Here is a 12,778-nt window from a genome sequence, read left to right on the forward strand (position 1 = left end):
TCGAGCTCCGGGGCCACGTGCGGCGCCCGCCGCGCGATCTCCTCCTCGTAGACCTGCGCCCCCATCGGGGCAGCAGAAGCGAGAGTGGCTATGGTCAGCCGTGTCGGCACGGTGCTCCTCGGGTTCTTGACACAGGGCGCCCGACGGTGCAACGCCATGGCCACGATTCTCTCTCATCGGGGTCGGGCGGCACGGGTGAATCTTGCCCGCTGAGGTCACACCCGCAGACCGACGACGTATGCTCCTGGCCTGGGGTGGCTTGGCGGCTGGCTACCGACCGAGACGCGGGACGACGAGGTGGAGACCTGACCGATGACCGACGTCGTGCTGGTGACGAGCTCGTTCCTCCCTCGCTTCGGAGGCGTCGAGGAGCACGTGCTCAACGTTGCGCGGGAGCTGCGAGCGCAAGGGGTCTCCGTCGCGATCTGGGCCGTCGACCAGAGCGACGTGGGGGCTCCCTCCGAGGTCGACGGGATCGTCGTGCGCTACCTGCCGTGCCCGCTGCCCGCCCGCCCCCCACGTGCTGTCCTCTCGTTCGCGCGACGGGCGCCGTCAGCTCTCGTCGCATGGCGTCGGGCGATGCGTGCCGACGAGCCACGCGTGCTCCACGTGCACTGCTTCGGCCCCAACGGTGTCTGGGCGTCGGTCGTGGCGAGCATGTACCGGGTTCCGTTCGTCGTCACCACGCACGGCGAGACGTTCGGTGATGCCGACGGGGTCTTCCAGTCGTCCAGGCTGCTTCCTGCTGCGCTCCGGCGGTCCCTGCGCCACGCCGCGGCGGTGACCGCTTGCTCCAGGTACGCCGCCGACGACCTCACGTCGTACGGCGTCGATCCGGCTGACGTGGTCGTGATCCCCAACGGCATCGACCTGCACGAGCCTGCGGGGGCTGCGCCTGCGGGGCTTCCGGGGCGCTACGTCCTGGGTATCGGTCGGCTCGTCGACAACAAGGGCATGGATCTTCTGGTGGAGGCCTTCGCCGCGGCGTCGCTCCCCGACGATGTGGGACTCGTCATCGCAGGGGACGGCCCGGCTCGTCGCGGGCTGGAGAGGCTGGTGGGCGACCTGGGCATCGACGACCGGACGCTGTTCACCGGTGCGCTCGACCGGCCCCAGGTCGTCGAGTGCATGTCCCGCGCGGAGCTGCTCGTGGTCGCCAGCCGTGCGGAGGCGTTCGGCATCGCGATCCTCGAGGGGTGGCGTGCAGGGCTCCCTGTCATCGCGACGACGCACGGTGGGCCGCCGGAGTTCGTGACGACAGGGGTCGACGGCCTGCTGGTCGACCCGGAGGACACGGTGCGCCTCTCCGCCGCGATCACCGCGGTAGTGGACGATCCCGTCCTGGCGCACCGCCTGGGAGACGCGGGCAGGGTCCGTGCGGCAGGCTACAGCTGGAAGCGGGTCGCCGGAGACTATGTCGAGCAGTACCGCCGCTCCGGGGTGGGGAGCGGATCGTGAGGTCGGAGTCCGTCCGGCTGTCGGACGTCGGTGCGCAGGACGCGGACGCGTGGCGAGGGCTGTCGTCCGACGCCGTCGAACCGAACCCCTACTTCGACGTCGACTTCCTGCGTACCACGCACCGTCGGCTGCGTCCCGACGTCGACCCCTGGGTCGTCCTCGTCAGGGACGACGACGGATTGTGCGGCGTCCTCCCGTACGTCCAGAGGCGCTCGAGGACAGGGGTGGTGGTGCGCAGCACAGGGCCTCCGCTCGGCTCCACGGTGGTGGATCTCCAGACGCCGCTGCTGCGGCGAGGGCGGCATCTCGAGGCGTCGCGAGGGATCCTCGCTGAGGTCGGCCGGGGGGCGTACGGGGCGCCCGTCGTCGTCATCGTCGAGCAGCAGCGGCTCGACGGTCCGGCGTGGGACGGCCTCGTCGGTGCCGTCGGGGGCTCGAACGTGCTGGTCCGGCACCGGGGCGAACGGGGGGCGGTCCTGCCCGCGCACGGTTCCGCGGACTCAGGGACGACCGACCGGCCGGCGTCGGGCCAGCCGGTGGCGATCGATGCCACGATGCTCGGGCACCTGTCGGGCAGTCGTCGCAAGTCGCTCAACCGGTCGTTGTCCGGCCTGGCCCGGGAGCTCGGCCCCGTCACCTGGTCCGACCGTTCGGACGACCCGCAAGCGATCGTCGACTTCATCGCGCTCGAGCAGCGGGGATGGAAGGGCGACGTCGCGCGCGGAGGAGAAGGAGTGGCGACGCGTCCGGACGGCGCACGGTGGCTCGTCGAGGTGACGGACAGTCTGCGGGACGCCGACGAGCTCTTCGTCGGCGAGCTGCGCGCGGGGAACGTCACCCTGTTCGCGACCATCGATCTCCGCGCGGGTGACCGGTGGTTCGGGATGCGCGACGCCTACGACGAGCGGTTCTCGAGGTTCGGCGTCGGCAACCTGGGGCGGCTCTCCGAGATAAGGCACATGGAGCAGAGCGGTCTTCAGTTCGACTCCAGCGCCAACCCGCAGACCTATCCACAAGCCTCCGCGCTCTACCCTGGCCGACTGCCCGTGGGCAAGATCGTGTACGGGGCGAACGCCTCGGGACGCGTTGCCCTGCGGATCGCCCGGACGGTCGAGCGTGGCCGCGTGGCCGCGAGGCGGTGAGACGATGACGATACGGACGAGAGCGGTCGGTGTGCTCCTCCTCGCCCTGCTGCTCGGAGCATGCACCGGCGGGGCCCAGGAGCGCGAGCCGAGCCTCACCTCGGGACCGAGCACCACCGGACAGGAGTCCTCGGCACCGTCACGCGCCGAGAGCGCCCCGCCGTCGGCACCGACCGGCACCTGGTCCCGCGATGGCCTGCCGATCGTCGCGGGAGCCGACGGGCAGCACCTGGTCGACCAGCGCGGAGATCCCCTCCTGGTGCACGCGGAGACCATCTGGGCAGCGATGCAGAGTCTTGACGGCGACGAGTTCGCCGCGCACATGGCCCGTCGGCACGCCCAGGGCTTCAACGCGGTGCTCATGACTCCGGTGCCCTGGATCGGTCTCGACGGTGAGTCCATGGCCACGGTGGACGGGCAGCGCCCGTTCGAGGACGACGGTGTCACGTTCGCCGAGGAGTACTGGGCAGAGCTGGACCGTCGTCTCGCCGTGGCACGAGATAACGGGATCACGGTCTTCCTCGCAGCCTCGGGGGTCGGCGTCGCGGCCGAGCAGAAGGGGCGCGCGTGGGGCGCGGACCAGGCGAGTGCGATGGGCCGGGCGATCGGCGAGCGCTACGCGGCCACCCCGGGGATCGTGTGGCTCATGGGTGTCGACTACCGCCCGGAGGACTGGGAACGGTATGACGCCGAGATGCTCGCCTTCGTCGACGGGCTGCGGGCAGGTGGCGACGAGCACCTGGTGACGGTCCAGTACTACAACACCGACTCGACGTCCTACGACAACCCTGCCTGGCGTGGTGTCTACCAGCTCGAGGCCGCCTACACCTACCGACCTTCCTACGGTCCGGTCCTGACCGCCTACGAGCGAGGTATCGCACCGGTCATGCTCATCGAGGCGAACTTCGAGTCCGAGAACAACGAGGGTGGCCCGCCGACGACGGATGAGACACTCCGGCGTCAGATGCTCTGGACCTACACGTCGGGTGGGACCGGCGCCGCGTACGGGCACCGCTCGGTGTGGCAGTTCAGCGACGACTGGCAGTCGGTGACGGACACTCCCGCCGTCGAGCAGCTCCAGCTGATCCACGCGCAGTTCTCGTCGATCCGGTGGTGGGACCTCGTCCCCGACGCTGACGACGCGCTCCTGGTCGAGGGCGGCGGCGAGGCGACCACCCGAGGGACGCAGGACGGCGGGTTCGCCGACGTTCTCGAGTCCGACCGGGCGACGTCGGCCCGTAGCGCGGCGGGGGACCTCGCCGTCGTCTACGTCCCCACCGCGCGCAGGCTCTCCCTGGACCTCTCGCTCGTCCCGGAGGTGACCCGTGCGCGGTGGTTCGACCCGACGTCGGGTGCACTCGTGGAGGTCGCCCTGACGGCGGACATGACGCCCCCCGGCGCCAACGCCGCGGGGGACGGCGACTGGCTCCTGCTCCTTGACCGCGGCTGACCACCCGGCCGCACCACTCCGGCAGTGTGCCGCCACCCGGGGGGCTACGGCTACGGCCCGTCGAGGACGAGCCCGTGGTGGCAGGCGTCTCGCCACCGGCCGTCGTCATCCGGGGCTGCGTGGTAAGCGGCGCGCATGACGCCCTCCTTTTCGAGGCCCAGCGAAGAACTCATGAAGCAGGCTGGTCGGTTGAGCACGTTGTGCCGCGTGATGACACGGTGGATCTGCTGCGTCTCGCGCAGCCATCCCAGGGCAAGCTCGACCGACTCCCGGGCGTAGTTCTTCCCACGGAACGAGGAACGGAGTGCGATGGCCAGTTCGACCGTGCTCGGCACGTCCCGCAAAGGGAAGACCGTCACCTCTCCTACGTACTGATCGCCGTCGGTCGTTGCGATCGCGATCGAGTACGGGCCTCTGCACCGAAGGAGCATTCGGTTGCGTTCCACGAGCCAGCGCAAGTACTCAGCGGTAGTGGTCTTCGGCTCGAGCAGCGGGTTCCAGAGCAGGATCCCGGGCGACGACTCGAGGTCGATGCGCCCGACGCCGTCGGCCGCGACGTGCGGTCGAAGTGTGGCCAACGGTCCGGCGATCCCCCCGGCCGGGAACGGCGGGAGCATGTCCTCGGCGTAGTAGCCGATCCGCCACCGCACCACCTCGATCAGACGATCCCTCTGCCTGCGCCAGAGATCTCGGGTGGCCCCACCGAGCGGCAAGCGAGCCTGGGCGCTCATGCCGCGACACCGGCATCGAGCTCACGCTCGATGTGCTTGGCGATCTCGAGCGAGGCCGTGGCCGCAGGGGACGGGGCGTTGAGGACGTGGACCTGCCGGGGGGCCGTCTGGATCAGGAAGTCGTCGACGAGCGCACCGTCGCGTCGAAGTGCTTGGGCACGGACGCCGGCGGGCGAGGGCGTGAGGTCGTCGCGACCGATCTCGGGGACGAGGCGGGCGAGCGACGATGCGAAGAGCGAGCGCGACATCGAACGTGCCACCTCACGGGCACCTGGAACCCAGTTGCGTGCCCCGAGACGCCACAGGCCGGGCCAGGTCAGGGCGTCTGCGACGTCCGCGGGCGACACGTCACGCCACCTGTAGCCCTCGCGTGCCAGGGCGAGAACCGCGTTCGGCCCGGCGTGGACTCCGCCCCCCACCATCTTGGTCAGGTGCACACCGAGGAACGGGAAGCGGGGATCCGGCACAGGGTAGATGAGTCCGTTCACGAGCTCGGCCGCCTGGGGTGCCAGCTCGAAGTACTCACCGCGGAACGGGACGATGCGCGCCTCGGGCTCGAGACCGCATGCCCGAGCGAGCCGGTCCGCGTGCAGGCCGCCGCAGACGACCAGGGCATCGGCGACGATCTCCTCGCGCTGCCCTCCGTCGAGGACATCCACCCATGCCCGAACGCGGTCGCCCTCGGTCCGGGCGCCGCGGAAGGCCCGTCCGAACAGGATCTCGCCGCCGCCGGCGCGCACCTGGTCCGCCAGCGCTCGGCACACGCCGCGATAGTCGACGATGCCGGTGCTCTCGACGTGCAGCGCCGCACGACAGACCACGTGGGGCTCGTACTCGCGTGCCTCGGCCGCGGAGATCTCACGCACGGGCACGCCGTTCGCCCGTCCACGCTCAGCCAGCAGAGCGAGCCGCGCGACCTCGTCCTCCTCGACGGCGACGACCAGCTTGCCGCACGTCTCGACCGCGATCCCGTGCTCCTCGGCGAACTCCGTCATGGACCGCGCCCCCGCGGTACCGAGCGTCGCCTTGAGGCTGCCGGGCGGGTAGTACAGACCCGAGTGGATCACTCCGGAGTTGCGGCCGGTCTGGTGCTCGGCGACGTCCGCCTCTTTCTCGAGGACCGTCACCTCGTCCCCGCGGGCCGCGAGCCGGGCCGCTGTCGCGAGCCCGATGATCCCTGCCCCGACCACGATGAAGCGTGTCATGTCCTACCTCTTTCGGTCGGCGCCCTCCCAGAGGACGGCGCACACGGTCCGATTGTGCACCGGTCACGCCGGTGCCGTTCTCGGTACGCGCAGGAGCGCGCAGGTCAGGCACGTCACGGAGCCGACGAGCAGGACCGATGCGAGGGCGTCGCTCGGTCTGTGCGCGTGGCCGACGACCGATGCGACGCATGCGGCCAGCACGACGCCACCCGCGACCCAGAGGGCGCCGCGAGGAAGCGCTGGCGGCCAGAGCAGGAGCGTCGCCACCACGAGGGCCGTGGCCGCGGTGACATGACCGGAAGGGAAGCTGTTGACCGTGTAGCCGAGGTCGCCGAGGTAGGGACGCTCGAGCACGTCTTCCTTGAGTGTCTCCGACAGGACGACCGACACGAGGACGATGACCGCCGCCGCGGCGAGCGGCCGCCAGTGGCGACGGTAGGCGGAGATCGCCCCGAGCACGAGAACCAACAGCCCGATCGCTGTCGGCAGGCCCGGACGCAGAGCCCCTGCGACCGGAGCGAGGGCCTGGTTGAGTGCCTGGGCGTCCGCGAAGACCAGGATGTCCTGGCGCTGCCCCGCCGAGGTCCGGACCGCCCACCAGTAGAGCGCCACGAAACCGACCGCGAGAGCGACGGCCCACCTGACCAGCAGTGCGCGGGGGCCGGAGAGGAGGGATCCCGGTACGGAGGCGGTCATGCTCTGGCCCCCGTGCACGTCAAGTTCCGCGGGGCAGCGCGTGACGGGGTGATCTCGACGAGGTGCGTGGGGGGTGGCGGCTTCATCGCCCGGCCCCCTCCCCGTCGGTGCTCTCGGTCGCTCGGCGAGACCGTTCCGCCGTCAGTATCGAGGCTAGTGGTCGGCCCGACGTCGGCGTCAACGTCGACGCGGGGTGAAACGACACGTGTCATCGGTGGATGGTCCGCCGCGACCGGACACGGCAAGGTGTCGGCCCCTCGGCGTAACCTGGTTCTCGCACCCTCAGCCCGGACCGCCGCCTCGACCTCGGTCCGGGCCGCTCGTGCTGTCCCGGCGTGCCCCGCCTCTCGCTGCGGGGCGCGTCGACCCGTGCCCTGCCTGTGGACGACCGCCGTCGGTGACCCTGCTCGAAGGAACTCATGAACCTCACCGGAATCCTGCCCGCCCTCCTGGCCGACCCGACCGCGCGCGCGGTCGTCGAGCACGTGCGCCTGCGGGGCGCGGTCGACGTCGTCGGACCGGTGGGCGTGCGCCCGCCGTTGCTCGCCGCGATGGCGGGGGCGACCGCGACCGGGGAAGCCGCCGGGGCAGAGAAGGGCGCCCCCGCCCAGGGCTCCCGGCCCCTCGTCGTGGTGACCGCGACGGGTCGTGAGGCCGACGAGCTCGCCGCGAGCGTGCGCGCCTACCTGCCCGACGAGCTGGGTGACCTGGTCGCGGTCCTGCCCGCGTGGGAGACGCTGCCGCACGAGCGGCTGTCGCCGCGCAGCGACACGGTCGCCAAGCGCCTCGCGGTGTTCCGCCGCCTCGCGCACCCGACCAGCGAGATCAGCCAGTCGGGCCCGGTGCGCGTCCTCGTCATGCCGGTCCGTGCGCTGCTGCAGCCGGTCGTCGAGGGCCTGGGGGACCTGGAGCCGGTCGAGCTCAGCACGGGCGAGACGGCCGACCTCACGGACGTCGCCGAGCGCCTGAGCGCGGCCGCCTACCAGCGCGTGGACATGGTCGAGCGGCGCGGCGAGTTCGCGGTGCGCGGCGGCATCCTCGACGTCTTCCCGCCGACCGAGGACCACCCGCTGCGCGTCGAGTTCTGGGGCGACGAGGTCACCGAGATCCGCTGGTTCGCGGTCGCGGACCAGCGCAGCCTCGAGATCGCGGACCACGGCGTGTGGGCGCCGCCGTGCCGCGAGATCCTCCTGACGGACGCGGTGCGCGCCCGCGCGGCGGAGCTGATCGAGACGCTCCCCGGCGCGACCGACATGCTCGACAAGCTCGCCGCCGGCATCGCCGTGGAGGGCATGGAGTCCCTCGCCCCGGTCCTCGTGGACCGCATGCTGCCCGTCCTGGACCTCGTCCCTGACGACGCCCTGCTGATCATCAACGACCCCGAGCGCGTGCGCCGCCGCGCGCACGACCTCGTCGCGACGACCGAGGAGTTCCTCGCCGCCGCCTGGACCGGTGCGGCCGCAGGCGGCTCGACCCCGATCAACCTCTCGGCCGCGTCGTTCGAGACGTTCGCGGACGTCCACGACGTCGCCGAGCGTCGCGGCCTCGGGTGGTGGACGCTCAGCCCGTTCGGTCTCGACGAGGGCGCCACCCCCGACGGCGAGGCCCACCCGGGCGACGAGCTCCCCGGAGGCGAGGGCCCGACGTCGGGCATGGGCACGGACGGCGTGACCACCTTCACCGTGCCCGCGCGCAACGTCGAGTCCTACCGCGGGGACGTCGAGCGCGCGCTCGACGACCTGCGCTCGCTCCAGCACGCGGGCTGGCGCCTGGTCCTGACGACCGAGGGCCACGGCCCCGCACGTCGCATGACCGAGCAGCTCTCCGCGGTCGACACGGCCGCGCGCCTCGTCGCGTCGATCGACACCGAGCCCGAGGGCGGCGTCGTGCTCGTGACGCCCGCCCCCGTGGGGCCGGGGTTCGTCGCGCCAGAGCTCAAGCTCGCGGTGTTCAGCGAGTCGGACCTCACGGGACGCCAGGGGTCGAGCACGCGCGACATGCGCAAGATGCCCTCGCGGCGGCGCAACGTCGTCGACCCCCTCGCGCTGCGCGCGGGAGACTACGTGGTGCACGAGCAGCACGGCGTGGGGAAGTTCGTCGAGCTCGTGCAGCGCACGCTCGGCACGGGCGGCAACGCCGCGACGCGCGAGTACCTCGTCATCGAGTACGCGAGCAGCAAGCGCGGCCAGCCGGGCGACCGCCTGTTCGTGCCGTCCGACCAGCTCGACCAGGTCACCAAGTACACGGGCGGCGAGTCGCCCAGCCTGAACAAGATGGGCGGCTCGGACTGGGCCAAGACCAAGAGCCAGGCGCGCAAGCACGTCAAGGAGATCGCGGGCGAGCTCATCCGCCTCTACAGCGCGCGCATGGCCACCCAGGGGCACGCGTTCGGGCCCGACACCCCGTGGCAGCGCGAGCTCGAGGACGCGTTCGCGTATGTCGAGACGCCCGACCAGCTCGTCACGATCGACGAGGTCAAGGCCGACATGGAGAAGCCGGTCCCGATGGACCGGCTCGTGTGCGGCGACGTCGGGTACGGCAAGACCGAGATCGCGGTCCGGGCGGCGTTCAAGGCCGTGCAGGACGGCAAGCAGGTCGCGGTCCTCGTTCCCACGACGCTCCTGGTCCAGCAGCACTTCCAGACGTTCGCCGAGCGCTACTCGGCGTTCCCCGTGACGGTCAAGGCGCTCTCGCGCTTCCAGACCGAGGCCGAGTCCAAGGAGACGGTCGAGGGGCTCAAGGACGGCTCGGTCGACGTCGTGATCGGCACGCACCGGATCATCTCGGGGTCCATCAAGTTCAAGGACCTGGGCCTGGTCATCATCGACGAGGAGCAGCGGTTCGGCGTCGAGCACAAGGAGACGCTCAAGCAGCTCCGGACCAACGTCGACGTGCTCGCGATGAGCGCGACCCCCATCCCGCGCACGCTCGAGATGGCCGTCACGGGCATCCGCGAGATGTCGACCCTCGCGACCCCGCCCGAGGAGCGGCACCCCGTGCTCACGTACGTGGGCGCGTACGAGGAGAAGCAGATCTCGGCGTCGATCCGTCGCGAGCTGCTGCGCGAGGGCCAGGTGTTCTACGTGCACAACAAGGTCGAGACGATCGACCGCACGGCCCAGCGCCTGCGCGAGCTGGTCCCCGAGGCCCGCATCGGCGTCGCGCACGGCAAGATGAGCGAGTCCCAGCTCGACCAGACGATCACGGCGTTCTGGGAGAAGGAGCTCGACGTCCTGGTCTGCACCACGATCATCGAGACCGGCCTCGACATCTCCAACGCCAACACGCTCATCCTGGAGCGCGCCGACATGCTGGGCCTTTCCCAGCTCCACCAGCTCCGTGGCCGCGTGGGTCGTGGGCGCGAGCGCGCGTACGCGTACTTCCTGTACCCGCCCGAGCGCCCGCTGACCGACACCGCGCACGACCGCCTCGCGACCATGGCCGCCAACACGGACCTCGGCGCGGGCATGCAGATCGCCATGAAGGACCTCGAGATCCGCGGCGCGGGCAACCTGCTGGGCGGCGAGCAGTCGGGGCACATCGCGGGCGTCGGGTTCGACCTGTACGTGCGCATGGTCGGCGAGGCCGTGGCGTCGTTCAAGGGCGAGGTCGAGGAGGAAGCCCCCGAGGTCTCGATCGAGCTGCCCGTGGACGCGCACATCCCGCACGACTACATCGCGCACGAGCGCCTGCGCCTCGAGGCGTACCGCAAGATCGCGGCGGCCCAGGACGAGCCGGCGCTCGCCGAGGTGCGGGCCGAGCTGGTCGACCGCTACGGCGCGCTCCCGGAGGTCGTCGAGGCGCTGTTCGCGGTCGCCGACTTCCGCAACCACGCGCGTCGCGCGGGGCTCGCGGACGTCACGGCGCAGGGCAAGTTCGTGCGCTTCGCGCCCGTCGACCTCCCGGAGTCCGCGGAGCTGCGCCTCAAGCGCCTCTACCCGGGCACCATGCTCAAGCCCGCGATCCGCGCGTTCCTCGTGCCCTTCCCGACAACGGCGCGCATCGGAGGCCGTCCGCTGCGGGGCATGGAGGTGCTCGCCTGGGCGCGCCAGCTCATCGACGCGGTCATCACGGGCGACGTGAGTGCGGCCGCGTCGGTGGGGACGGCGAAGCGGTGACGGTCGGTGTGGTGGCGGTCGACGTGACCACCACCACACCCGTCGCGCGTATCCATACCGCCCGGTCGGTGAGATAGTTGTCGCATCATGTTTCTCGACCTGAGCGCTCCCACGCGCACCCCCAGCACCGGACGGCACGGCTCGACGAGCGCCGCCCGCTGTTGTCGCTGTCTCTGAGCAGCCGCTGACAGGCGGCGTCCGTCGCGGGACCACCCCGACGTGACGGCCCCTCTCGCACAGGTCTGATCCTTCCCCGCCTTCCGGCAGTCGCCTCCCCCTGCCCGCCGCGCCCTCGCGCGGCACGCTGCGGCGACGTCCGACGGCCCCCTCGGCCCCCGGCCTCGTGGCTTCGTCCACGCCGTCGGACTGCCGACGCTCCACGATCCCCCTCGCCACACCGTCCGTCGGCCTACCGGTCGCGTCCGGGGTGGTCCCCGTGCAGCCTCGCTGCACCTCCTGGAACGGAAGAACCCCCATGAGAACCCTCAAGGCAGCCGCCGCGGTCCTGGCGACGACCCTCCTGCTCGCCGCGTGCGGCTCGGGCGGGTCCGGCGGTGCGAGCAGCAGCGCCGCGGCGGGCACGGATGCCGAGATCGTCATCGGCTCGACCAACGAGCCCACCGGACTGGTCCGCAACGTCGGCGGCAGCTCGGGCGTCTCGCAGACCATGACGCGCAACGTCTTCGAGGGTCTGACCTCGGTCGACGTCGACGGCCAGGTGGTCCCGACCCTCGCGAAGGACTGGGACGTGTCCGAGGACGGCCTGGTCTACACGTTCCACCTGCAGCCCGACGTGCACTTCCACGACGGGTCGGACCTCACGGCGCAGGACGTCGTCTGGAGCATCTCGCAGACCATCGCGCCCGAGTCCAAGAGCGCGCGCAAGAACGACCTGTCGGTCATCTCGTCGATCACCGCGCCCGACGACGCCACGGTCCAGCTCGACCTGTCGCGCCGCAGCCAGTCGCTGCCGTTCTACCTCGCGTCCGTGACGGTCGTGCAGGACGGCGACACCGAGCTCACGAGCGAGAACGGCACGGGCCCGTACCGGTTCGTCGAGTGGACGCAGGGCGACCACCTGACGATCGAGCGCAACGACGACTACTGGGGCGAGCCCGCGAAGAACTCGGGCGTCACGTTCCGCTTCTTCAAGGACACGACCGCGCTCAACAACGCGCTCCTGACCGGTGACCTCGACCTGGTCATCGCGGAGGACTCCCCGGACCAGCTGGTGCAGTTCGAGGGGAACGACGCGTTCACGATCACCGAGGGCACGTCGACGACCAAGCAGATCTGGGCCTTCAACGACCGCGTCGCGCCGTTCGACGACGTCCGCGTCCGCCAGGCGCTGTACAAGGCGATCGACCGCGAGAAGGTGCTCGACGCGGTGTGGGACGGCTACGGCCAGGTCATCGGCTCGATGGTCCCCCCGACCGACCCGTGGTTCGTCGACCAGGCCGACGTGCACGCGTACGACCCGCAGGCCGCGAAGGAGCTCCTCGCGCAGGCCGGCGTGAGCGACCTGACGATCGCGGTCGACTACGTCGCGGGCGACCCGTCCGAGACCATCGCCCAGCTCCTCCAGTCGGACCTCCAGGCGGTGGGCGTCACGCTCACGCTCAACCCGATCGACGACGCGACCTGGTACCAGAAGATCTACACGGACCACGACTTCCAGACCACGCTCATGGGCCACGTGAACCCGCGCGACGTCGTCTGGTACGCGAACCCGGACTTCTACTGGGGCTACGACAACAAGGACGTCCAGCAGTGGGTCGCGGACGCCGACCAGGCGGCCACGACCGAGGAGCAGACGGCCCTGCTGACCCAGGTCAACGAGACGATCGGGCAGGAGGCGGCGAGCGCCTGGCTGTACCTCGACCCGCAGATCCGGGTCGCTCGCGCCGAGATCACGGGCTTCCCGGTGAACCAGGTGACGGAGAGCTTCTACGTCGCCGACATCGTGCGGGAAGGCTGA

The 12,778-nt window shown here is 71.1% G+C and carries 8 protein-coding genes; 5 read left to right on the forward strand and 3 right to left on the reverse strand.

The genetic code is table 11. The features are described from left to right. The first annotated feature begins 312 nt into the window (after positions 1 to 312). From ASE27_RS03245 to ASE27_RS03255, 3 genes are read left to right on the forward strand one after another with little or no spacing between them, the layout of a single operon-like run. Positions 313 to 1,458, forward strand: a complete 1,146-nt coding sequence (locus tag ASE27_RS03245; protein WP_056645703.1) for a glycosyltransferase family 4 protein — start codon at positions 313 to 315, stop codon at positions 1,456 to 1,458. Further along, complete coding sequence (locus tag ASE27_RS03250) at positions 1,455 to 2,600, forward strand: GNAT family N-acetyltransferase (protein ID WP_056645706.1); 1,146 nt, start codon at positions 1,455 to 1,457, stop codon at positions 2,598 to 2,600. The genes ASE27_RS03245 and ASE27_RS03250 overlap by 4 nt, the downstream gene beginning before the upstream one ends. Positions 2,601 to 2,604: 4 nt before the next feature. Continuing rightward, on the forward strand, positions 2,605 to 4,050 hold the full coding sequence (locus tag ASE27_RS03255) for a DUF4038 domain-containing protein (protein WP_157257355.1): 1,446 nt from the start codon (positions 2,605 to 2,607) through the stop codon (positions 4,048 to 4,050). Between the two features lie 50 nt (positions 4,051 to 4,100). Here the strand turns inward: ASE27_RS03255 and ASE27_RS03260 are convergent, their stop codons facing one another. From ASE27_RS03260 to ASE27_RS03270, 3 genes are all read right to left on the reverse strand, one after another. Continuing rightward, a complete protein-coding gene (locus ASE27_RS03260; RefSeq protein WP_056645712.1) occupies positions 4,101 to 4,781 on the reverse strand; it encodes a GNAT family N-acetyltransferase in 681 nt (226 codons plus the stop codon). Further along, on the reverse strand, positions 4,778 to 5,986 hold the full coding sequence (gene lhgO, locus ASE27_RS03265; protein ID WP_056645716.1) for an L-2-hydroxyglutarate oxidase: 1,209 nt from the start codon (positions 5,984 to 5,986) through the stop codon (positions 4,778 to 4,780). The genes ASE27_RS03260 and lhgO overlap by 4 nt, the downstream gene beginning before the upstream one ends. A 63-nt stretch (positions 5,987 to 6,049) precedes the next feature. Further along, entirely contained in the window at positions 6,050 to 6,682 is a 633-nt protein-coding gene (locus ASE27_RS03270) for a phosphatase PAP2 family protein (protein WP_056645719.1), read from the reverse strand. Between the two features lie 419 nt (positions 6,683 to 7,101). On the opposite strand from ASE27_RS03270, the gene mfd reads away from it, so the two are divergent. Both mfd and ASE27_RS03280 read left to right on the forward strand, forming a co-directional pair. After that, positions 7,102 to 10,800, forward strand: a complete 3,699-nt coding sequence (gene mfd, locus ASE27_RS03275; protein WP_056645722.1) for a transcription-repair coupling factor — start codon at positions 7,102 to 7,104, stop codon at positions 10,798 to 10,800. A 475-nt stretch (positions 10,801 to 11,275) separates the two neighbouring features. After that, a complete protein-coding gene (locus ASE27_RS03280) occupies positions 11,276 to 12,778 on the forward strand; it encodes an ABC transporter substrate-binding protein (protein ID WP_056645725.1) in 1,503 nt (500 codons plus the stop codon).

It is taken from the genome of Oerskovia sp. Root918, assembly GCF_001428945.1.
Classification (GTDB): domain Bacteria; phylum Actinomycetota; class Actinomycetes; order Actinomycetales; family Cellulomonadaceae; genus Oerskovia; species Oerskovia enterophila.